The sequence below is a fragment of the Streptomyces sp. NPDC050264 genome, assembly GCF_040655895.1.
In the GTDB taxonomy this organism is placed as follows: Bacteria; Actinomycetota; Actinomycetes; order Streptomycetales; family Streptomycetaceae; genus Streptomyces.
The window spans coordinates 58,031-80,270 of the sequence record NZ_JBFAKV010000003.1 but is presented as its reverse complement, the minus strand read 5'-3'; the positions used below and the strand labels follow the sequence as shown (position 1 = coordinate 80,270).

Genomic DNA, 22,240 nt, shown 5'->3' with positions numbered 1-22,240 from the left:
CGCGCGGAGCGTTACGCTCGCTCGATGTACTTCAGGCGCCACCCCCTCGCCCTCCGCCGCCGTACCCCCTTCCTCGCCGCCGCCACCGGACTGCTGCTGGCCGGCATGTCGGTCATCTCGGCCTGTTCGCCGGGGAGTTCGGAGACCGCGGACGCCTCGCTCGCCGCGCTGCCCAGCTCCGACCAGTCCCGGCTGAGCGCCTACTACGACCAGAGCCCGAAGTGGCGCAAGTGCGGCGCCCCCGGGTTCGAGTGCGCCACGCTCAAGGCGCCGCTCGACTACGACAAGCCGTCCGCCGGCGACATCGACCTCGCCGTCTCCCGCAAAAAGGCCACGGGCCCGGGCAAGCGCCTCGGCTCGCTCCTGGTCAACCCGGGCGGCCCCGGCGGCTCCGCGGTCGGCTACCTCCAGTCGTACGCGGGCATCGGCTACCCGAAGGAGGTCCGCGCACGCTACGACATGGTCGCCGTCGACCCCCGCGGCGTCGCCCGCAGCGAGCCCGTCACCTGCCTCGACGGCAAGCAGATGGACGCGTACACGCAGACCGACGTCACCCCCGACGACAGCCGCGAGAAGGATCAACTCTCCGCCGCCTTCAAGAAGTTCGCGAACGGCTGCGAGTCGACCGACCGGACCTCCAAGCGTGTCCTGCCGCACGTCTCCACCGTCGAGGCGGCCCGCGACATGGACCTCGTGCGCGCGGCCGTCGGCGACGAGAAGCTGAACTACGTCGGCGCCTCCTACGGCACGTTCCTCGGCGCCACGTACGCGGGCCTGTACCCGGAGCGGGTGGGCCGCCTGGTCCTCGACGGGGCCATGGACCCGTCCCTCTCCGCGCGCGACCTGAACCGGGAGCAGACCGCCGGCTTCGAAACGGCGTTCACCTCCTTCGCCAAGGACTGCGTGGCCCGCTCCGGCTGCCCCCTCGGCACCGGCACCCCGTACCAGGCGGGGCAGCGCCTGAAGGCCTTCTTCACCCAGCTCGACAGCGCCCCGCTCGGCACCGGCGACCCCGACGGCCGCAAGCTCGGCGAGGCCCTCGCCACGACCGGCGTGATCGCCGCGATGTACGACGAGGGGGCCTGGCCGCAGCTGCGCGAGGCGCTCACCGCGGCCATGACCAAGAAGGACGGCGCGGGCCTGCTCGCCCTCTCCGACAGCTACTACGAGCGCGACCCCGACGGCACGTACACCAACCTGATGTTCGCCAACGCCGCCGTGAACTGCCTCGACCAGCCGCCGTCCTTCACCTCCGCGAAGGAGGTCGAGGACGCGCTGCCCTCCTTCGAGAAGGCATCCCCGGTCTTCGGCGCGGGCCTCGCCTGGTCCTCCCTGAACTGCGCCTCCTGGCCGGTGAAGCCCACCGGCGAAGCGCACCGCATCACCGCCGACGGCGCCGCCCCCATCGTCGTGGTCGGCACCACCCGCGACCCGGCCACCCCCTACCCCTGGGCCAAGTCCCTCGCCGCCCAGCTCTCCTCCGGCCGCCTCCTCACCTACGAAGGCGACGGCCACACGGCGTACGGCCGCGGCAGCGACTGCATCGACGGCGCGATCGACACCTACCTGCTCACCGGCACCCCTCCGAAGGACGGAAAGCGCTGCTCGTGACGGGTGGACCCGGGTGATCCCCGCCCATAAAAGGATGGGCGGACCACCCCGGGGGAGCGTGTAGGATTGGCGACGTTGCTGACGCACTCCGGTCGCGCGGCGGCGCCGCCTTAGCTCAGATGGCCAGAGCAACGCACTCGTAATGCGTAGGTCTCGGGTTCGAATCCCGAAGGCGGCTCGGATTAACCCCAGGACTCACTCGCCGTGACCTGGGGTTTTTTCATGCCCGGGGGATGCCGAGCCGCACGACGGGGATGCCGTGGAAGTGCTTGCGTGAGCGATGCGTGAGCGGAGCCGCTCGGGGACCTACTTCTTGGGCTTCCGGCGCTTGGCCATCTTGCCTGCCTTGGCGTGGGCTTTCGCCTTGCCCTTTGCCTTGCCGGCGTTCTTGGCCGCAGCCTTCTTGGCCTTCTTCTTCGCGGCCTTGCGTGCCGCTCTCGGCCTCGGCCTTGCGCTGGAGAGGGACGAGCTTCGCGGTCGCCTCGGCGGCGCTCTTGCCGACGTGAGGCAGGACGCTCTGGTAGATGTCCCGTGTGATCCGGGTGTCGCTGTGCCCGAGGGTGTCCGACACGATCTTGATGTCGATGTCGGCGGCGAGCATGAGGGTGGCAGCGCCGTGGCGCAGGTCGTGCAGCCGGATCGGCGGGAGGCCGGAGGCGGCGACGAGCCGTTCGAATAGGTCGGTCACCTTGCCGGGGTGGAGCCAGGAGCCGTCTTCCTGCGTGAAGACGTGACCGGTGTCGACCCAGGCCGTGCCCCACTTCTCGCGGGCCTTGTCCTGCCGCTCGCGGTGGCCCTTCAGGACGTCGACGGTGTCGTCGTCGAGTGCGACCACGCGATAGCCGCTGTCCGTCTTGGGATCGGACGCCTCGATCTCCCAGCCGTCCTGAACGAGTTGGGAGGAGACGGTGAGGGAGTGGGTGTAGAGGTTCGTCTCCGACCAGGGCTGCCCACATGCCTCGCCTCGGCGTAGGCCGCGGAAGGCGATCAGGTGCCACATCGCGTACAACCGGTCCCTGGCGACGAAGTCAAGGAAGGAGCCGGTCTGTTGGGGCGTCCAGACCATCACGGGCGACGGCTTCTCGCCCGTCTGCTCCCACTTGGCGACCCGCTCGTCGGTCCACACGAGCGCCTTCGGCTTGCGCACGGGGTCGATCTCGACGTGGGCGGCGGGGTTGAACGTGATGATCTGCTGGCCGATCGCGTCATTCAGCGCCGCGCGAAGGGTCGCCTTGACGTGCTGACGAGTGGCTGGGCCGGTGATGCGACGGAAGGGCGGCATCTCGTCGATCGCGGCCTTCATCGCCTTGCGTCGGGCTCGGTTCTCCACGCCCTTCCACGGTACGGTCGCCAGCTCGTCGACGGCGGCGCGCCGTTGGGCGTTGTCCTCCAGGATCTGGGCGTTGGCGTCGCGGATGTCGGTGAACATCTCGCTGAGGTGGCTGACGCGTAGCCGGTCCAGGCGCCGGTTGCCGATGCGCGGCTTCAGGTGGACGCGGATGTCGGTCTCGTAGCGGTTGAGGCCGGACTTGCGTATGCGCTTGCCGGCCAGCCACCGGTCGAGCCATTCGGTGACGGTCAGGCTGCCGATGAGGTCCTGGCCGGCGTTGAGGCGCCGCCGCGTCTCCTCGACCTCGGGCAGGGGCGAGCGCTCGCGGCTGACCCCGGCCAGCATCTCGGCGATGAGTTCGGTGCCCTCGGGGTCGTCCGAGTCGGCGAGCCCGAGGAGGGCGCGTACGTGGTCGAGGTCGGCCTGGGCGGCCTTGAGACTGCCGTACCCGCCCCGGGCGAAGGAACGGCGGCTGCCGTCCTCGCGGGGTGAGAGCTCCTGGCGTACGGAGTAGGTGCAGTGGTTCCTGCTGTTGCGCTTGGGGCAGGAGGTGCCGAGTTCCTTGCCGGTCTTCGGGTCGCGGCAGGAGCAGCGGCGGTAGGTGGAGCCCTTCAAAGATCATTCTCCTCGGTGGTGTCGCTGTCCGGCGGGTCGACGTCGGCGAGTGGGGAGGGCAGGTGGGGTGGGGTACCGCCGCCTTCGCGGATGGCATCACGGTGGTGGCGCAGCTCGTGCTTGGCGTTGGTTGCCTGGTCGGCGTATCGAGCCAAGGCGCGCTCGGCAGCTTCCCGTTGTATGCGGTTTGCAGCCGTCTTCACCTTCCAGCGCTCGTAGTCCTCGCTCTCCACGGCTGCCAGGGCCGAACGGAGTTCGAGGTCGTGGGCGAGGAAGTGGTCGAGCATGTAATCGGTGGCGCCCTCGGCAGGTGAGTTGCCGGTGAACCACTGCAAGGCGTCCCAGGCCGGTCGCGGTTCCTCGTAGGGGAGTTGGCGGACCTCCTTGACGTAGCCGACGGGGTAGATCAGGCCGATCGGGGACATGCGAAGGGCCTTCGCGAGGACCATGACTTCGACCAGGGGGAGGACGGCGCGGCGGCCGGACTCCATGTTGGCGATCACGTTGCGGGGAATCGGGTAGCCGGCCTCTTCGCACCTGTCGGCCAGATCCTGCGCACTCCACCCCAGTTCCTTCCGCCGTCTGCGGACCTCGCCGGCCACGGTGGCCATGACGTGGTCCTCCCATTCGAGGTCGTCGACCTCGGCGTCCATCTCGTATCCATGGTCGGAACGGTGCTGTGTCATGAAGACACAGTAGCTTGGCTAGCGTTTATTCCATGGCTTGGAGACGAGCGTGATCGACGCGTTCGCCGAGGGCTCAGTCATGGATGGAGCGCGTATGCGTGAGAACGAACCCGTCGGCCGGGTGAAGGGGATGAGCCGCGAGGAGCTGCTGGAGCTTCCCGCCGCTGTTGACCTGGATACGGGTAACCGCGCGCTGGGGCTTGGGCGGAGCAAGGGATACGAGTTGGCCAAGCGCGGCCTGTACCCGTGCAAGGTGCTGAGGCTGGGCAACGCCTACCGGGTGGTGACCGCCGATCTGCTGGCCCTGCTGGGCCTGGCCGCATGACAGGGGCAGCCCCTAGCGGACGCTTCTGCGCTGAGCTGACACAGAAACGCTGGACTGTGGCACGGCGTGGACGTACTGTCCGTGGTCGCTCGCGGTGCGGAGACGGCCGTGAGAAGAGGGAGAGCCTCCGGCGGTGCAACGCCGGAGGCCCCAAGACTCCCCAGCAATCCCATGAGATCCGACCCGGCGGCAGGGGCGTGCAAGCCCGACACCGCCAGATGAGGAGTCGCCCGGTGCAACCCGAGAACCCCGAGCCCTATTCCGCCCCGGCCCGAGCGGCATGGCCCGCCGCGGCCATCCCCGGCCAGCCCGGCGCCCGCCCGCAGGACGAGCACGCCGACAGCGCCACGGCGGGCCTGAGCGGCGGCAGCGCCAACGATGCGGACCCGGCGAGCGGGCTGGAGGCCATCCCTGACTCGGAACCGACGCCCGGCTCGAAGTTGCTCGACGAACTGCGCTCACAGATAGCGCAGTTCGTGATCCCGCCCTCATCGGAGGCGCTGGACGCGATCACTCTGTGGGTGGCGGCCACGCATCTGCAGCCCGCGTGGCAGCACGCCCCACGGCTGGCGGTGGTGGGGCCGGCGAAGCGGTGCGGCAAGTCACGGCTGCTGGACGTGCTGACCGAGACGGTCCACGAGCCGATGCTCACCATCAACACCACACCGGCGGCCATCTTCCGCTCGATCAACGAGGACGAGCCGCCGACGCTGCTGGTGGACGAGGCCGACACCATCTTCGGCCCCAAGGTCGCGGAGAAGAACGAGGAGACGCGCGGTCTGCTCAACGCCGGTCACCAGCGCGGTCGGTACGTCACCCGGGTCGTCGGCAACGACCACACCCCGCACAAGTTCGCCACGTTCGCCATGGCGGCCATCGCGGGAATCGGGGACCTGCCGGACACGGTCATGGACCGGTCGGTGGTGATCCGTATGCGGCGCCGGGCCGAGGGCGAGAAGGTCAGGCCCTTCCGCTCCCGCCGCGACATCCCCGCGCTGCACGAGCTGCGCGACCGCGTCCACGCGTGGGCCCGCCCGCTGCTGGAGGATGCCGCGAACCTGGAGCCGGACATGCCGGTTGAAGACCGCGCCGCCGATACCTGGGAGCCCCTGGTGATCGTCGCCGACCTGGCAGGCGGTCGCTGGCCCCGGCTGGCACGGGTCGCCTGCGCGCGGATGGTCGCCGCCGAGGTGGCGGTCGAGGAGGACCACCCCAGTGGTGCGCGCATCCTCGCCGACATCCGACGGGTCTTCTTCGCCCTGCGGGAGGTGGACAGCCTGTCCACAAAGGAGCTCCTCCATCAGCTGCGGCAGGATCCCGAAGCCCCGTGGGCGGATCGAGGGCGCGATGGCCTGACGGCCCGAGAGCTCGGCAGGATGCTGCGCGACTTCGACATCCGGCCCGGCAACGTGCGTATGGCCGACGGGACACAGCGCAAGGGCTACATGCGCAACAAGTTCCTCGACGCCTGGCGGCGGTACTGCCCCACCGTTCACCCGGTGGACAGCCCGTCCGTTCACTCAGTGAACGCCCAACCCGCCCTCGACGAGGGCTGATCCCCGCACTCGCCCCCATTGCCGTACTTGCCGTCCCTGCCGTGATCTCGCAGCTCAGACGACCTTTCGGCAAGACGTCAGCCAGGCGCAAGACGGCAACGTAATTGCCCCTGAGCGTCGCCCGCCGGGAGAAGCTGCCCAGATCCGTCTTGCCCCGTCCACGGCGTCCCTGACGTATCGCCGCAGCTCACAGCCCTGCATGCCGAGACGGCCCGCGCACGGCAGCCGTCTCGGCAGGGGAGACACCGATCGGCAACGGCCCCCGCACCGAACGCACCGCATTCCTGTCCCGACTCGGGACAAGACGCCAGTGCTGCTCGCCGAGACGGCACGCCTTCAGCGCTGACGTCCTGCGCTGACCTGCACATGCAACGGCCGAGACGGCCAAGACGCCACACACCACTACCCCCAGGAGTCCTCCGCTTGTCCGCCACGCACCTCTCGCAACCACCACAGCCGCAGCCGCTAGTCGAGGAGCCCGACGAAGGGCAGCCGAGGAAGAAGGCTGACGCCGAGCAGTACGCCCTCGGCGCGGCAGGCATCGTCATCGTCGCCCTGACCGCTGGAGCGTTCTGGCTCTCGTACGCGCACCTGGCCGACGTCGCCGGCCAGCACGGGCTCGGAGCATCGCCCATCCGTCGCTGGGCCTGGCCGGCCACCCTGGACGCGTTCATCGTCGCGGGCGAGCTGCTCATGCTGCGCGCGGCTCTGCGCCGAGCCACCGACCTATGGGCGATCGCCGTGACCGCCGTCGGCTCGACCGGCTCCATAGCGCTGAACGTCGCCGGGGTCAGCGGCACCGGCAGCGCCCGCACCATTCCTTTCCTCGACTACGTGGTCGCCGCGGTCCCTCCCGCAGCTGCCATGGTGGCCTTCGGCGTACTCATGCGGCAGATCCACCAGCTCGTCGCACCGCTCGAAGATTCCTTGGACACCGGTTCCGTACAGGCGCAGGACTCGTCGATCGGAGGCTTCGGCCCCCGCCCTGCGCCAGTCGCCGCTTCCCACGATCCACATGCCTCCGGCGCTGAGCGGACGGAACCCGCGGCCCAGGTTCCGGAGAGCAAGCCGAGCGGTGGCCGACCGCCGAAGGCGACCATCGCGGAGCTGGCGGACATCGGCCGGGCTACCGGTCAGCAGTACGGCAAGCTCACGCGCGTCCTGCTCCGAGCGGCGGTGAAGGATCGGCACCTGACGATCGGGAGCGAGCGGCAGACCGAGGTGATGGACCTTCTTCGGCCGGAACTCGAAGCCGCCGGGATTGAGGTTTCCAAGCGCTGACCGCGACCTGCCCGGGTGACCGGAACCCTTCCGGTCACCCGGGCACCGGCCAGCCTCCCCACGGATTTCCACACCTGTGGACAACACGACTACCCCGCCGGACAGGTACCTCCGTCGCGCCTGTCCAGCCGTTCCTGGAGCACTTTCCTTGACGCACGACCAGCACCCTCCCGAGGACGTCTTCGAGGAGCCACGTACCTCGCCGAACTCCCCTACGCTGCTCGGACGTTTGCGGCAGGCGTTCGGACGGGCGGCCCCTGGCGGAGCCAGTAGTACCCCGAGTCCGACTCAAGGCCGGTCTTCGGGGTTCTCCGCCCCGGGGGTGGCGGAGACGGCCCAGCGCCAGGGGGCGCCGGACCATGAGGCAGGAGCCGCTGAGGGCGGCCCCTGCCTGGACACGCTCCACGCCGTCCAGCACGAGATCCTGCACCCTGCCCAGACCGCCGAGACCGCTGCCGACGAGTCCGCCGTGAAGAGCGTGCAGCCCACGATCCGCCGTTTCACCGGCGACAAGCGCGACCAACGCGTCGGTCCGCTGAGGTTCCTTGAAGGCGAGCGCGCACTCCTCCAGGAGACCGCCGAACAGCACGGCTACAAGGGCGAGTCCGGTTTCGCCGCAGACATCGTCCTGGCCTTTCTCACCGACCGGTTCACTGCCAACCTGCCGCTGTCCGAGGACCGCCGCTGCACCCACATGTTCCGCGCCCAGGTACTGCGCGAACTCAACCGCATCGGCATCAACGTCAACCAGATCGCCCGCGCCTTGAACAGCGACCTCACCCCGCCCGACATCCGCCAGCGCCTCGACGAACTCCACCACCTGCTCGCCCTGATCGCCGAGGCCCTGCGGCAGCCCACCGACGCGCGCGAGGTCTGACCCCAGTGATCGCCGCCATCAAGCCCGCCGGATCCAACACTCGTGGCCTGCTCGCCTACCTCTTCGGCCCAGGTCGGCACGACGAACACCTCGATCCGCACCTCGTTGCCGGATTCGCCATGCTCGGCATGCCCGACCCCGGTCGCGACGAGAACGCCACCCTGACCGAACTCGGCCACTACCTCGACGAGCCAGTACGCCTGCGGAACAGCGAGTTCGGCAAACCCGTCAGCGACCACGTCTGGCACTGCCCCGTCCGTGCCGCACCCGAAGACCGCTACCTCTCCGACGCTGAGTGGGGCGAGATCGCCCAGCGCGTCGTCCAGGCCGCCGGCATCGCCCCCGATGTCGACGATCTGGCTTGCCGCTGGATCGCCGTACGCCACGCCGATGACCACATCCATATCCTCGCGACCACCGTCCGCGAAGACGGTCGCCGCCCCAAGCTGCATGACAGCGGCATCCGTGTCGGCGACGAGTGCCGGGAGATCGAGAAGGATTACGGGCTGCGCCGCCTGGCGAAGGGCGACCGCACCGCCTCCCGGCGCCCAACCCAGGCTGAGATGCACAAAGCCGAGTGCCTGGGCTGGGAGCAGACGAGCCGCGAGTGGCTCCAGGACCGCATCCGCGCCGCCATCCCGCACGCCACCAACACCGAGGAACTCCTCGCCTACCTCGAAGCCGGTGACATCCTGGTCAAACCCCGCCGCGGCCCCTCCGGGGACCTACTCGGCTACGCCGTCGGCCGCCCCGGCGACCTGAACAAGGACGGCGAACAGATCTACCACCCCGGCGGGAAAATCGCCCCTGACCTGTCCCTGCCCAAGCTGAAGGCCCGCCTGGAGACCAGCGTCCCCGAGGAGCACCCCACAGCCCGTCGCAAACGGTCCACCACTGCTTGGCACCAGGCCACCGAAGCCCTCGACATCCTCCACACGGAGATCACCGACACGAACCCGGACGGTAGCCGGGACGCTCTGGCACAGGCGCACATCACGGCCCTGGGCGAACTCATCGAAGCCACCGCCCAGAAAGCTCCCGACGACCTCCGTCACCAACTGCAAACGGCCAGCCGGGCATTCGCCCGTGCTCAACGCTCTCAGATCCGAGCCGAGGATCGCTCTGCCCACGCCTTGAGGACCGCAGCCCGCGACATCGTTAACACCGCCACGGGTCCCGACGGAAGCGCGCTCGCCGCCTTGGTTGCGGCACTCGTCTGGGCCGCCATCATCGCCGGGCGCTGGCACGAGGCGAAGGGCCACGCCCAGCAGGCCGACGCCACCCGCCAAGCCGTCCAGCACCTCCAGTCGGCAGCCGATGCCGCACTCGCTCCGATGCTCTCCGAACTCGAAGCTCGTCGCCCTAAGGAGGAGGCTCGTCGCGCCCTGGCCAACGACGTTCGTGCCATCGTCCCCGAGCACGCCGAGCGGATCCTCGCCGACCCCGGCTGGCCCGCCCTGGCCACCGTCCTCGTCGACGCCGAAGACAGCGGCCACAAACCCCGGCAGCTCCTCAAGGAAGCCGCCGGTCGCCGCGAACTCGGTACCGCCAACAGGCCGGCCAGCGTCCTGATCAGCCGCATCCAGCACACCAGCCGCCACCCCGCCCCCAACCGCCGGGCGGAAGCAGCCCGCCGCCGAACCACGACACAGGTGGTCGTGGCGCAGGCCCCACAGCCAGAGCCTTCGTCGAAGGCCCCTGCCGCAGCCGCAGATCGACAACGCCGTCATCGTCATTAGAGGCCCACGGCAAGACTCCGAAGCAACAACCGTTGCGGGGCCGGTCACCACGTATGGTGACCGGCCCCGCAACCGGCGTACGTCTGTCCGCGGACCTTCGTAGCGAAGAGGCATCACGGACTTACTGAGCTCAGCCCCTCGGCCTCATCCACGACGCAACAGACTGCCCCGCGCGCGATGTCTCCCAACGCGGCGTGCGACAGGTTCCTCACCCTGCATGGGCGTTCCCAGCGGAGCCGGAGACGTCGGTTCGTCGTGAAGGAGTATGGCCTGCCAGACCTGCTCCTGCAGGGACCGTATGCACGGGCCACACGCGTGCATCGCTGCCTGAGCGCCAGCCACACTTACGGGACCGATCCACAGGACACGGGTCCATCGCTGGCCGCAATAGAGCCAGCAGTACCCGTCAGTCCACGCGTTGCCGTCATCGGTGTCCGCTGCCGCGGGCAGACCGCCCCGCGCGAACTCGGCGATGCCGGGTATGACCTGAGGTGTCACGGCCAGATCTAAAAACACTGTTCAGCGCTCCCGTTCACTCGCTTGGGGCAGCTGCCCTGGCCGACTCCTGCTTGTCGGCGTCGGCGAAGAGGAGAGTCGGCTCGGCGAGGATGTCCCGGCCTGCCTCGCTCTTGTAGATCTCGTCGACGCTGCCGAACCGCGCTTCGGAGTAGTCGAGGTCGAGGAGGTCTGCCGCCTGACGGACGGACGCCTCGTCAGGCCCCTCGATCTCGACGAATGTGGGGAGATCAGGCCATGTGTCGAAGTCGAAGGCGACTTCGCCCAGGCGCCATTCCTCGCGGTAGTTCTCTTGGTAGCGGACCTCGCGCAGGCCGACGCTGCGCAGGATCTCGGCCATGGCATGCAGGTCCGAGACCTCGGTTTCGATCTCGGTGGTGCCGTCGATCGTCGTGGAGTCGGTGACCTGCTTCAGCGTGAGAGTGGAACGGGTGGCCTCATCCCTCAAACGGATCCAGGCACCACCCTCAAGGGCGTCGTTCTCGAAGATCTTCCGGGTGAGGAGCGTGCGCGGAAACGCCTGGACGGCTCCGAGGGCAGTCAGTTTGGCCTGGAGGCTGTCGACGTCGATGGCGAGGAACTTCGCCTCGTACTCGTGCTTCATGTGTCCTTCTTCCCGTAGCTCTAGGAGGGGGTGGATGCGCGGGCAGCGAGGAGGAGGCCCATGCGGTGGGTGTGGTCCCGCAGCGCTCCGACGTGCGCCTGTTCAGCGAATTCGTTGGTCCGCAAGGTGAGCAGGACGTCCCAGTCGCCGATGAAGTACTGCCGGAGCTTCTCGGGCGATGTGTAGTGCTCAAGCGTGCGTTGGCGTTGTGTGATGGGCATCATGAACTCCGCGCCGAACAGTCCGCCGGGCCGGACCAGACGTTGCATGCGGTCGACGAACTCGCTCAGAGGCTGATGGTGGTTGGCACTGTAATGCCACGAGCAACTTGTCCAGACCGCATCGCAGCTGGCACTGGCGGGCTCAGTCTCGAGGAAATCGTCCTCCACCACCTGGACACGGTGGTAGAGCCCTTCGTTCTTCAGCCGGTCGATCAGCCCCATCACGTGACCGGTCTTATCACCCGGGAGTTGGACCTCGCCGCCATGCAAGGCGATCGGGTCGCGCTCGATAGCGATGACGCGATAGCCGGCGGCGGCCAGCGGCACGACGAGTCTGCCGTCACTCGCCCCGATGACCGTCACGGTGGAGTCAGACTCCGCACGCTCTTTCAACGCGGCGAGGAATTGAGGGAGGAAGGTGAGTGTGTGCCGCCAAATGCTCGGTGTCTGCACTGCCTTGCTCTCCTTGCGGGTTGTTGGTCAGGACGGCCTGGAGTACCTCGTCAGGGTTGAGGCCGGTGGTATCCACGTGGTGCATCTGGAACGACGTGTAGGCGTCGGTGATCTGATCGGCCGCGATTTCAGCGAGGGCATCCCAACGAGAGACAGGCTTCTCGCGCCTGGCGAGGCGATCCCGACGCTCGCCTTCCTCGCAGACGAGGTAGTAGGTGACGGGGTGCGGTAGGTCGGTCGGCAGGGCCACGGAGAGATCGGCCCCGAAAGCGCGGTGGTTGGCCAGGCAGCGTGCGAAGTAGCTTTCGACGACAACCGGGGTGCCGGCGGACAGGTAGCGCTGGATCTGGTCAGCCGCGGTGAACAGCGCCGAGAGATAGAAGCACATTCGGGCTTCGGCGTTCGCCATCCGATCCACCTCCCGCCGCAGGGCTTGGTGGGTGAGCGGCACGGTCGGGACCAGTACGGCGCCGCGGGCGGCCGCGAGCATCGGCGCGAGGGTTGATTTGCCGGTACCGCGGAGCCCTTCGAGGCTCTCGAACGGCGCCTGGTCAGGCACGTCCATACACCACGCCCGGGACGGCGAGAGTGAGTTCGTCGCTGTCTGACGGTCGATGGTCGATGCGGCCGGCGAGCTTGTCGTACCAGAAAGCGTGCGAGTCCCGGCCGACTGCCTTGCAGGACATGGTGAGTGCGCCGCGCGGGTCGGCCTCGATCCGCTCGATCTGTTTCGGGCCCCCCGTGGGGGCACAGATCTCCGGGGCGCCGTGCTCGGACAAGTCCTCGTCGACGATCACTTCGATCGTCAGCTTCGCAGCCTGGAGCTGCTCTCGGAGGCGGACGTAGGCGGCGGGGTCGGAGACGAGGAGCTCGGGGTGGTCTGCCGCGTTGCCGACCGGCCGGAGGTGGTGGAGCTTCAACTGCTCGACGCCGTAGTGCTCCAGAGTGCGCGCCAGGGGGAGAACCTCGTCGATGTTGCGAGAGGTGACCGTCATGGTTGCGCCCGTGCGAACCCCGAGCCCCCGGGCGATGCCGAGGGCGCTCAGCGCGCTCTGGTAGCTCCCGTACTTACGGATGTGGTCGTTGGTCGAGCCGATCCCCTCCAGCGATACCCGCAGCAGGTCCAGGTGAGGGGCGATCTCGGTGAGCCGGCGTTCGATCCGGTACCCGTTGGTGCAGATCTCGACCTGCATGCCCAGGTCCTGCTTGGCGTACCGGACGACCTGGGCGAGTTCCTTGTAGACGAACGGCTCTCCGCCCAGCAGGGTGACGGCCTCTGTGTCGTACTGCTGGCGCATCAGCGTCAGGAGGTTGATCGCCTCGTCCGGGGTGAACGCGTCTGCGTGCTGTAGCCGCTTGCCGTGGAAGCAGTGCAGGCACTCGAAGTTGCAGCGGTACAGCAGCTGGAGATACAGCATCCGGATCCTGCGGATCCCGGTGATTTCGCCGATCACTTTGGTCTCCTTCTGGCAGTTGCCTTGTGGGAGACCTGATGTTCGTGGAATGGCGTTGGACCGCATCACCGCGTATCTGGACGTTCCAAGGACGTCCTGGGACGTTTTCAGCGCGTGGAGAAGGTCTCCAGGATTCCGATGACACGCGGGGTGTCCGTCAGGTCGGGCAGTACTACGTGGGCGCCGGCATCGGCCAGCTCCTCGACACCGTGCAGGCCAGAGGCGACTGCGACGATCCCGGACCCGGAGTCGAGGGCTGCCTCAACATCCCTCGGGGTGTCGCCTACGAGGACGACAGGCACGTCACTTCGCGCGCCTCGCAGACATTGGACACGCTCCCGGGCCACAGCGACCAACCCGGAACGCTCGAGGGAGTCAGCACCATAGGCGCCGACAGACAGATCCAGCAGTGGGTCAAGACCGAAGGCCGACACTTTCACGCGAGCGTTGGCTGCGATGTTGCCCGTGAGGACGGACGACACCCAGCCCTCGCGCACCGAGGCTGCCTTCAAGACGTCGCGTACCCCAGGCAACGCCGTCCCACGCCGACTGAGCTCGTGAAGGCGCTCTTCTCCCGCGTAGGTCAGCGCCGCCTCAACAGCAGCCCAGCCGGGCTCGGGCAGGCCGTTTCGCTGGAACATGTCGCGCATGATGAGGCGATCGGTTCGCCCCTCCGTCCGCGCGGGCTCAGCAGGGCCAGCTCCTGCCAGCGCCGTGAAGGCGGCGGCGTAAATCTCCTTACTGACCCCGGAGTTTTCGATGAGCGTGTGGTCGATATCCCACAGGACGATGAGCTCCATACCAAGAAGCGTAAGTTCCGTGGTCGAGGTCGCGGGCCGTGGAACATCGAGTAACGTCCTTGCCCGCGCGAGGCCGTCTCAGCTTGGATGGCGACCGTGAACGAGCGATTGCACTCCGTACTCGCCCAGCGTGGCGTCTCGCCAGAGTCGCTCGCCGAAGCCTGCGAGGTGGATCCCAAGACGGTGACTCGGTGGCTGGGTGGGCGATTACCGCACCCGCGCCACAGGTTCCGGGTTGCCCATCATTTGCGGGTGGAGGAACTGTTCCTGTGGCCGGCACCCGTGCTGAGTGCCGGACGGCCCAGCGCCGGGTCGGGCGTGGAGTTGGTCGGGACCTATCAGAATCGCGCCAGCGTGCCCCGTGAAATGTGGCTCTCACTACTCCAGGGAGCTCGGGAGCAGATCAGCGTCCTCGTGTTCTCCGGCACGTTCTTCGCACAGTCCAACCCCCACGTCGCCAAGATGCTCGCCGAGCGCGCGGCGGCCGGGGTGCGGGTGCGGCTTTGCTTCGGCGACCCGAATGGTCACGCAGCGGCGATCAGAGGACGCGAGGAAGGCATCGGCGACACCCTCGCAGCCAAGATCCGCGCCTCTCTGACCTACTACCGTCCCCTAGTGACCGAGGCCGGTTGCGAAGTCAGACTCCACGACACCACCCTCTACACATCGTTGTTCCGCTACGACGACGACCTACTGATCAATCCGCACGTCTGGGGCCAACCGGCCAGCGCCAACCCTCTGTTACACCTGAAGAGAGTTGACTCTGCCGGATGGTTCGACAACTACGCTCAGAGTTTCGAAGCAGTCTGGGCCGGTGCACGGCCTTGGACGCCAGACCAGGAGGTGTCCTCGTCTCATGGGCAGGACTGAGTACTACAACGATCCCAAGGCCCCCCAGGCGAACACGCTCATCCCCGCCAACAACCTGCTCGTCGTTGATGAGAATGGCGCCATCCTGCTCCAGCGCCGTCGAGACACAGGCCAGTGGGCCTTGCCGGGCGGCGCCCAGGACATCGGCGAGACAGCGGCACAGTGCGCGGTGCGCGAGTGCCTGGAAGAGACCGGCATCATCGCCGAGATCACCGGCTTCCTGGGCGTCTACACCAACCCCAACCACATCGTGGCCTACACCGACGGCGAGATCCGCCAGCAGTACGAGAACACCTACATCGGCCGACCGGTGGGCGGCGAGCCCACCATCAACGACGAAGCCGACGGAGTCCGCTACGTGCAGCCGTCCGACCTGGACCAGTACGACATCCACCCCAGCATGCGCCAGCAGATCGGCGACTTCCTCGCCGGCACCTACCCCTACCTGGGCTGAGCGGCTAGCGCCGACTCCATCCGCCCCACGGCCGCAAGGATGTCTGGCGCCGCCCGACGGATGAACCGCCCCACAAGGCTGTCAGCGCCGTAACGGTCCCGGATCTCCGCCAGCCGGCTCTCGGCGGAGGTCCGTTCCCCATCGGGCGTCGTCGTCATGTCGCAGTACACCAAGGCATCCACGAGCCGGTGATCGTCGAGCAGCGGGAACTCGGCCTCCAGCTCGCTGCGCCACCCGCGCTCCTCGGCCTCCAGCAAGGCCATCGAGTGGTTTGCCACCAACCGGACCAGCCGCTCGTCCGCAGCGTGAACGTCACGAAGGAACCGAGCACCATCCAGCGGATGAAAGCCGGTCACGGCCAGCCGCGGAGCGTAGCCCACATCGTGCAGCACAGCGGCAGACACCATCAGGTCGGCGTCGGCGCCCAGGAGATCCGTCAGCGCGGCTGCGCACCGCGCGACCCCTTGCGAGTGCGCCCATCTACGAGGAAGAGACTCACCTAACTCGCCCTCGGCCACTGCAGTTGCCCACTCCGCCATCGCTTCGTTCATGGGTCGGTGCCTGCCCGGTCACAGCCCTGCTCAGTCTGATTCGGGCAGAAGGGTCTGCTGTGAGGTCAGGTGATATCTGAACTGGCCTGTTCCGTAGTGCGGGCGGGGAGGATCTTGCTGTGCCCAATTTATACGCCTAGGCGTTCTACGAGGACGTCGTACGGACAGCGTGCTAGCTCCGTAGGCCATCTCCCATCAGATCGTGGAGGCCCTTCCAGCCGTGCTCGCCGAGCTTGAACGGTCAGCTGGTCGCTGACCTGGTCGCGTCCGAGCTCGTGGACAGACGAAGGATCTTGTCCCAAGTAGCCACTAGCCCCGCTGCGACGGCTGTAGCCAAGGCCACCCCCACCGCAGATGACGCTAGGGCAAACACGATGCCCGTTAGACAGAGGGTGAACGCAGCCCCTCGCAGCACCTGCTGCCGCCACGCCCTGCGCTCCCGGTGGCTGTGCAACAAGCCGTCGCCGGATTCGGTCGCGGGTGCAAGGTCTTGGAATTGGTTGCTGGCGAGGACTTTCAGCATCCGCTCCACTTCGAGCAGAGCACGCTTCGGTCCGTCAATCCGATCAAGTTCAACCCCGTCGCGAAGCTCGCGCACGATGGCAGCGGCTGCTGAGAACTGGGCAATGACCCTAGGCATGGGGTTGCGACCGTCAGGAAGCGCACGCTGCACGGCGTACCTCTCGAGGGCGATGGCGAAGTCATTCAATGCGCGGACTGCCCTGACGTGTGGGGAGTTGAAGGGGCTTGCTGTCAGAGGTTCGTTACCCGTCACCTCCAGAGGCTGGAGAAGTGCCTCGTAGGCCCTGCGTGCCGTGAGCGTCACAGCCTCGGTTGTCCACCGTTGCATGCCTTGATTCGTGACGAGCGAAGCGATCACCGAGGTGATCAACATAGGTGCCAGCAGAGCTCCTATAGCGAGGGCATCGCGCCAGACATGCCAGCTTGTACGCTCGATGGTTGTTGCGAGGGCGCCACCGGCTGAGACAGATGTCGCGACGGGGACGATCATCTTGATGGCGAGTGCCCTCCTGGACACCTGATAGAGAACGTCTTCGCGTTGCAGGTAGTCCAACGTTGTGCAGCTTGGACTTGTTGCTAGGGGGCTGTCGTGGATCTGACGCTCCAGATAGCCGCGGCGCCGCCTTGCGTGCGCGCGTCCGCTAGCCCAGCAGATGCGTTCGAGGAGAGTTCTGTTGCCTCGGCGCTGCGACGTTGCCGTCATGGTTAGGGCCCATACGGCCATCGTCCAAGCCGTGAAGATGACCGCCCCAAGCTCAGCTCTCGACACGCTCTCCCCCTCCGGAGCATCGTGAAGCTCCTCCCATCGCAAGCTACCTTCCGAAGTGGCGCCTCAGTCGGCCCGGGTGGGTGTTGTTTGGCTAGGCACACGCTGAGAGGTGCACTCGCGACAAGCGGCAAATGTCGTTTCGTCCAGCAGGGGCTGTGCTGATACGCATCGCCTGCATGACAATGGTCGGCGGGACCAGGCGTCCCACATGTTGCCCTATACGCCTTGATGCTCTTGGAGCTCTCGCTGTGACGCTCTCCGCCCCTTCTTCGCCTACCGCGCTCGAAACCGTGTTCAAGCGAGTTATTGAGCGCAAGGCTGTCCGCGCTGAAGCGACCTTGCAGGCGGACATCCGCCAGTTCCTGCTAGATGCGGATCTGAACCTCGGTGAGCAGGATGTCCTGACCCCCGTGCTGGAAGCGCAGGTGGGCGGTGGTACGGGCCACCGTATCGATATTGAAATGGGCGCGACCGTCATAGAGGTCAAGAAAGACATCAGCCGCCCAAAGATCCGCAAGGACGCGGTCGCGCAACTGGCTAAGTACGTGCGAGCCCGTACCGAGCAGCGCGAGCGGCGGCACGTCGGCATCCTCACCGACGGTGCTGACTGGCGCGCTTACACGCTGGTCAACAATGAGCTGGACGAGGTCAACCATTTCGATGCACGGGAGCGCAGCGTCAAGTCGCTGGACCTGGTCCGATGGCTCGAAGGCGTCCTGGCTACGTCCGAGGGCGCGGTGCCTACGCCAGATGCCATCGCAACTCGGCTTGGAGCGGACAGCGTCGCCCACTCCATCGACAAGGCGGTCCTGGCCGCGCTGTACGAGAAGAACAAGAATCTGCCGACCGTTCAGCTCAAGCGCGATCTGTGGTCGCGGCTGCTGCGCAGCGCCCTGGGCGCCCAGTTCGAGGACAGCGACGACTTGTTCATCGAGCACACGCTCCTAGTGAACACCGCCTCGATCATCGCCCACGCTGTGATGGGCATCGACGTGAAGGACACCCCGCCCGCCTCGCTGGTCAATGGCCAGCTGTTCACACAGGCGCGGATCTCGGGTGTTGTCGAGTCAGACTTCTTCGGCTGGCCACTGGAGATCGAAGGTGGCGAGGGATTTGTTCAGGACCTGTCTCGTCGTCTTGCCGGCTTCGACTGGTCACGGGTCGAGCATGACGTGCTGAAGGTTCTGTACGAGTCGGTGATCGCCGCGGAGACCCGCAAGAACCAAGGGGAGTACTACACGCCGGACTGGTTGGCGGAAGCGACGGTGGCTGAGGCGGTCCCTGATCCGCTGAACCTGCGGATCATGGACCCGTCGTGTGGTTCCGGCACGTTCCTCTTCCACGGCGTCCGCCGTTATCTGTCGGCCGCGCGGGACAATGGACTGCCACTGCGAGATGCGCTGGACGGGCTCCACGACCATGTTGCGGGCATCGACCTGCACCCCGTAGCCGTGGCCCTTGCCCGCGTCACCTATCTCCTCGCCATCGGCCGTGAGACGCTTACCTCTGAGGAGCGCGGCCCGATAAGCGTCCCCGTCTACCTGGGCGATAGCCTTCAGTGGGACCAGCGCACTGACCTCATTGACCATGGCCACCTTGTCATCCAAACCGGCACGGGAAACCAGCTCTTCACCAACGAACTTCGCTTCTCAGAAGCCTTGTTGCAGGACGCCAGCCGCTTTGACGCGATCGTCAACGAGCTCGCTGACAAGGCAGCCGACCCGCACCGGGGTGAAGGCAGGATTCCGTCCCTCAGCGCACTCTTCAACCGACACGGAGTCTCCGGCTCGGATGACCGGGAAGAGCTGACGGACAACTTCCGTGTTCTGTGTGACTTGGTCGACGAGGGCCGCAACCACATTTGGTCCTACTACGTTCGCAACCTGGCCCGCCCCATGTGGCTGTCCCGCGCCGAGAACCGCGTTGACGTCCTAGTCGGCAATCCGCCCTGGCTGTCCTACCGGCACATGCCGAGCGATATGCAGAAGACCTTCAAGGAGATGATGCAGGCTCGCGGCCTGTGGAAGGGATTTGAAGTCGCTACCCATCAGGACCTTTCTGGCCTGTTCATCGCCCGCGCTGTCCAGCAGTACCTACGCGAGGGTGGTTCCTTCGCCTTCGTCGTCCCCAATCCCGTGCTGGATCGTCCCTATTGGACCGGCTTCCGAAGCGGAGAATGGACCGACCCTGATCATCCCGTCAAGGTCAACTTCACCGGCTCCTGGGACCTGCGCCGGCTACGTCCGCACTTCTTCCCCCGTGCGGCCGCCGTCATTTTCGGCCGCCGCCGCTCGCTTGCCATCGGTCAGCAGGGAAATAGCGCCGTAGCTCTGCCCAGACAGACTGAAATCTGGACGGGGAAGATCGCCAAGAGCGCCGCTCGTTGGGAGCGCGCCAAGGGCTGGATCACCCGGAAGGCAGGTGAGCTGCGCTATCCCAAGGACGGGCTGATCAGCTCGCCGTACCGGGACCGGTTTGGGCAGGGGGCTACCGTCGTTCCCAAAGTTCTCTTTTTCGTCCAGGAACAGGCCGCCAGTCCCCTCGGTCTCGGCGGCGGTCGCGTCTCGGTCCGCTCGCAGCGCAGCGCGATGGAGAAGAAGCCCTGGAAGGAACTGCCCGACCGGGAAGGAACGGTCGAGAGGCAGTTCGTTCGCCCCATCCTGCTCGGGGAGCACGTCGTTCCCTACAGGATCATGGGTGCCGGCAAGGTCGTCCTGCCCATCGAGGGGACGAACACCATCATGGATGGTGAGCATGACCACCTCGACCGATACCCGGACCTAGCCAAGTGGTGGCGCGACGCCGAACGCCTATGGGATGACAACCGCTCCAGCGCCCGCCTCTCCTTGGCTGAACAGCTCAACTTCCGGAAGAAGCTGACCGAGCAGCTTCCCGGCGCCCCTCTACGGGTGGTGTACGGCGCCTCAGGAATGCACATGTCCGCCGCCTTGGTGGACGATCCGAATGCAGTCATTGAGCACGGCCTGTACTGGGCTACGGTCGCCACCCGGGAGGAGGGCATGTATCTCCTTGCGCTGCTCAATACCTCACGCCTCACCGAAGCCGTACGCCCCCTGATGTCCTACGGCAAGGACGAGCGGCACATCGACAAGGCCGTATGGGAGCTGCCCATCCCCGACTTCGATCCGACCGACGCCAAGCACGCACGAATCGCGGAGATCGGTGAGGCGGAGGCCCAGCGGATCGCGGAGCTGAAGTTCGAGGGCGGTAAGAGCTATATCCAGATCCGCAGAGCCCTGCGCGACTTTCTTCTCAGCTCTACCGACGCCGACGAGCTGGATCAATTGGTCACCGAACTAATCGGCTGAAAAATCGCTGCCCTTCGACCCTTGGCCCCTCATCCGCCACCCCCCGACGGAGAAGGGGCGAAGGGGCACTTGTCCTGCCCCGAGTCGGGTGGCTGTCGTGCCTTCCCGCCGGGCGTCTGGCATGGGAGGGGAGACTTCCTGCGTCTAGCGTGGCCAATAGGACGGCGGTAAAACGGACGGGTCCACACACTCGAAGCGGTGCTTGCCCGCCGGGTTCAAGCCCTTGATGTGAATCAGCTGCTGTGTGTCTACTTCGTTGAGTTCGCCGACGATCAAGGGCATGGCTGCTACCACCGCGCCCATAGCCAGGCCGAGGCCGGACATGCCCTTGTGCGCCTGGCTGAAGCGGATGTGGTGCATGCCCGACTTCTTGATGGCCTCCGTCTCCGACGGGTCCTCAAGCTGTCGGGCGTCCCTGGTCAGGAAGGCGTCGAAACCTTTTCTCGCAGCATCGGGGAGCAATGCGAGATCCTTCTTGCCCGCCCATTTGATCTCGCTGACGTGCTTGACCTCATGTCCGGGCAGGATTCGTCTGAGCATCTCCAGCACCTGTACGGGGACGTTCTCGTCGATGAGGATCCGCATCAGGCAGCGCGCGCTCCCGTGCTGTAGCTGTCCACGTAGAGCGCGAAGGAAGCAGCGTCACGTGCTGCGTCAGCGGTGACACCGGGGTAGTAGTCAGCGATCTCCTCCGGCGGGATGCCGTCCTCGATTAGCTCCGCGACGGTGTCGAAGGGGGTCCTAGTGCCCGTGATCACGGGTTGTCCGCCCTGGGTCTCTGGATCCACAGTGACGTGCAGCTTCGGCTGGAGCAGGTGGGGGACGACAACGCCAGCTCTGGGAGCGAACTCTTCGAGAATGTCAGCCATGGTGGCGATCACCCGTTGGCCAGGGCGTTGGACCAGATCAGTGCCATGGTCATCGTGTCCTGCGAGGACGATCGAGTCGCCCTCGGCCACCAGGGAGTACCTGGATAGGTGCTCGACCTCTCCGATCTTTTTCAGGGTGGCCAGGGCTATGCGGATTTTCTGGAGTGAGACGTCCTGGCGCAGGTGGGCGAACGCGCGCAGCGCGAGTACGTCGCGGAAGGAGTACAGGGCCGGCCTGGCTGCCAGCTCGGGCTGGAGGATCGGCCCGTTGCCACGGTCCTGCCTCCACGTGCGCAGTTGGCCGACCGTCGCTCCCGAGAGGGCAGCAGCCATGCGGGTCGAGTAGGCCATCTGCTGCCTCCCATCCTGGTCGCGTGCTGTGGGGTGCCATCATCCCAGTTCCCCGAGTAGGAACGCTACAGAACGACGAGAGCACAGATGCTCCAGATCCTCTACGGCGAAGCGGTGAAACGCCCTTGCTGCGTGAGCCGTGCGTGAGCGGACAGGCTGGTATGGGCCGGACCGGACGAGCACGTGGCTCTCGGCTGCGCGGCGCTGACCAGCGAAAACAGTATTCAGTGCCACGGTTCGGTATGCATCGTCACGATCTTGCAGGCCCTCGTAATGCGTAGGTCTCGGGTTCGAATCCCGAAGGCGGCTCTGTGGAAGCCCCAGAACTCACTCGCCGTGATCTGGGGCTTTTGCTTTGGCGGGTGCGACGGTGCTGGGCGCGCGCCGCGCGGGTGTCGGGTCCAGGTCCCGCAGGTCTCGTCCTTGTCCGCGGCGGGACGTTGTGAGACCCATGACC

19 protein-coding genes, 1 tRNA gene and 1 pseudogene are annotated in these 22,240 nt (G+C 66.7%); 10 read left to right on the top strand and 11 right to left on the bottom strand.

All coding sequences use genetic code 11. The annotated features are described in order from the left end of the window. Nucleotides 1–24: 24 nt before the first annotated feature. Both AB0J02_RS05515 and AB0J02_RS05510 read left to right on the top strand, forming a co-directional pair. Nucleotides 25–1,611, top strand: a complete 1,587-nt coding sequence (locus AB0J02_RS05515; protein ID WP_363192274.1) for an alpha/beta hydrolase — start codon at nucleotides 25–27, stop codon at nucleotides 1,609–1,611. Nucleotides 1,612–1,715: 104 nt separating this feature from the next. Beyond that, nucleotides 1,716–1,789, top strand: a tRNA-Thr gene (locus tag AB0J02_RS05510). Nucleotides 1,790–1,917: 128 nt separating this feature from the next. Here AB0J02_RS05510 and AB0J02_RS05505 read toward each other — a convergent pair. Continuing rightward, nucleotides 1,918–3,556, bottom strand: a pseudogene (locus AB0J02_RS05505) (tyrosine-type recombinase/integrase). After that, nucleotides 3,553–4,242 (bottom strand): helix-turn-helix transcriptional regulator, encoded by a 690-nt coding sequence (locus tag AB0J02_RS05500; protein WP_363192273.1) that lies wholly within the window; start codon nucleotides 4,240–4,242, stop codon nucleotides 3,553–3,555. The pseudogene AB0J02_RS05505 and the gene AB0J02_RS05500 overlap by 4 nt, the downstream one beginning before the upstream one ends. Nucleotides 4,243–4,336: 94 nt before the next feature. Between AB0J02_RS05500 and AB0J02_RS05495 the strand changes: the two genes are divergently transcribed. The 5 genes from AB0J02_RS05495 to AB0J02_RS05475 all read left to right on the top strand — a co-directional run bounded on the left by AB0J02_RS05495 (nucleotide 4,337) and on the right by AB0J02_RS05475 (nucleotide 10,020). Continuing rightward, nucleotides 4,337–4,567 (top strand): hypothetical protein, encoded by a 231-nt coding sequence (locus tag AB0J02_RS05495; protein ID WP_363192610.1) that lies wholly within the window; start codon nucleotides 4,337–4,339, stop codon nucleotides 4,565–4,567. Nucleotides 4,568–4,800: 233 nt separating this feature from the next. Continuing rightward, entirely contained in the window at nucleotides 4,801–6,123 is a 1,323-nt protein-coding gene (locus AB0J02_RS05490; RefSeq protein WP_363192272.1) for a DUF3631 domain-containing protein, read from the top strand. A gap of 423 nt (nucleotides 6,124–6,546) precedes the next feature. Continuing rightward, entirely contained in the window at nucleotides 6,547–7,404 is an 858-nt protein-coding gene (locus AB0J02_RS05485; RefSeq protein ID WP_363192271.1) for a DUF2637 domain-containing protein, read from the top strand. A 322-nt stretch (nucleotides 7,405–7,726) separates the two neighbouring features. Next, nucleotides 7,727–8,281: a MobC family plasmid mobilization relaxosome protein gene (locus AB0J02_RS05480; protein ID WP_363192270.1), complete on the top strand. Its 555-nt coding sequence runs from the start codon at nucleotides 7,727–7,729 to the stop codon at nucleotides 8,279–8,281. A 5-nt stretch (nucleotides 8,282–8,286) separates the two neighbouring features. After that, complete coding sequence (locus tag AB0J02_RS05475; RefSeq protein WP_363192269.1) at nucleotides 8,287–10,020, top strand: mobilization protein; 1,734 nt, start codon at nucleotides 8,287–8,289, stop codon at nucleotides 10,018–10,020. A gap of 532 nt (nucleotides 10,021–10,552) precedes the next feature. Here the strand turns inward: AB0J02_RS05475 and AB0J02_RS05470 are convergent. From AB0J02_RS05470 to AB0J02_RS05450, 5 genes are all read right to left on the bottom strand, one after another. Continuing rightward, nucleotides 10,553–11,140: a class IV adenylate cyclase gene (locus tag AB0J02_RS05470; protein ID WP_361554298.1), complete on the bottom strand. Its 588-nt coding sequence runs from the start codon at nucleotides 11,138–11,140 to the stop codon at nucleotides 10,553–10,555. A gap of 20 nt (nucleotides 11,141–11,160) precedes the next feature. Then, nucleotides 11,161–11,814, bottom strand: coding sequence for a class I SAM-dependent methyltransferase (locus AB0J02_RS05465; protein ID WP_363192268.1), 654 nt, complete (start codon nucleotides 11,812–11,814; stop codon nucleotides 11,161–11,163). After that, entirely contained in the window at nucleotides 11,732–12,373 is a 642-nt protein-coding gene (locus AB0J02_RS05460) for a hypothetical protein (protein ID WP_363192267.1), read from the bottom strand. The genes AB0J02_RS05465 and AB0J02_RS05460 overlap by 83 nt, the downstream gene beginning before the upstream one ends. Next, the gene (locus AB0J02_RS05455; protein WP_363192266.1) at nucleotides 12,366–13,268 is read right to left on the bottom strand and encodes a radical SAM protein; all 903 of its coding nucleotides are present in this window, start codon (nucleotides 13,266–13,268) and stop codon (nucleotides 12,366–12,368) included. Before AB0J02_RS05455 ends, AB0J02_RS05460 begins: the two co-directional genes overlap by 8 nt. A gap of 107 nt (nucleotides 13,269–13,375) precedes the next feature. Then, nucleotides 13,376–14,068 carry a haloacid dehalogenase-like hydrolase gene (locus AB0J02_RS05450; protein WP_363192265.1) on the bottom strand — a complete coding sequence of 231 codons (693 nt, stop codon included), beginning with the start codon at nucleotides 14,066–14,068 and terminating at the stop codon, nucleotides 13,376–13,378. Nucleotides 14,069–14,164: 96 nt separating this feature from the next. Between AB0J02_RS05450 and AB0J02_RS05445 the strand changes: the two genes are divergently transcribed. Next, complete coding sequence (locus AB0J02_RS05445) at nucleotides 14,165–14,938, top strand: XRE family transcriptional regulator (protein ID WP_363192264.1); 774 nt, start codon at nucleotides 14,165–14,167, stop codon at nucleotides 14,936–14,938. Beyond that, nucleotides 14,925–15,392 carry an NUDIX domain-containing protein gene (locus AB0J02_RS05440; RefSeq protein ID WP_363192263.1) on the top strand — a complete coding sequence of 156 codons (468 nt, stop codon included), beginning with the start codon at nucleotides 14,925–14,927 and terminating at the stop codon, nucleotides 15,390–15,392. Before AB0J02_RS05445 ends, AB0J02_RS05440 begins: the two co-directional genes overlap by 14 nt. On the opposite strand, the gene AB0J02_RS05435 is transcribed toward AB0J02_RS05440, so the two are convergent. Next, entirely contained in the window at nucleotides 15,380–15,943 is a 564-nt protein-coding gene (locus AB0J02_RS05435; protein WP_363192262.1) for an HD domain-containing protein, read from the bottom strand. The two genes, AB0J02_RS05440 and AB0J02_RS05435, sit on opposite strands and share 13 nt — an antisense overlap. Before the next feature lie 241 nt (nucleotides 15,944–16,184). Next, on the bottom strand, nucleotides 16,185–17,018 hold the full coding sequence (locus AB0J02_RS05430) for a hypothetical protein (protein ID WP_363192261.1): 834 nt from the start codon (nucleotides 17,016–17,018) through the stop codon (nucleotides 16,185–16,187). Nucleotides 17,019–17,482: 464 nt separating this feature from the next. Here AB0J02_RS05430 and AB0J02_RS05425 point away from each other — a divergent pair, with 464 nt between their 5' ends. Continuing rightward, nucleotides 17,483–20,563 (top strand): N-6 DNA methylase, encoded by a 3,081-nt coding sequence (locus AB0J02_RS05425; protein WP_363192260.1) that lies wholly within the window; start codon nucleotides 17,483–17,485, stop codon nucleotides 20,561–20,563. A 144-nt stretch (nucleotides 20,564–20,707) separates the two neighbouring features. On the opposite strand, the gene AB0J02_RS05420 is transcribed toward AB0J02_RS05425, so the two are convergent. Continuing rightward, nucleotides 20,708–21,148, bottom strand: a complete 441-nt coding sequence (locus AB0J02_RS05420) for a DUF5615 family PIN-like protein (RefSeq protein ID WP_363192259.1) — start codon at nucleotides 21,146–21,148, stop codon at nucleotides 20,708–20,710. Next, nucleotides 21,148–21,783 (bottom strand): DUF433 domain-containing protein, encoded by a 636-nt coding sequence (locus AB0J02_RS05415; RefSeq protein WP_363192258.1) that lies wholly within the window; start codon nucleotides 21,781–21,783, stop codon nucleotides 21,148–21,150. The genes AB0J02_RS05420 and AB0J02_RS05415 overlap by 1 nt, the downstream gene beginning before the upstream one ends. Nucleotides 21,784–22,240: the final 457 nt, after the last annotated feature.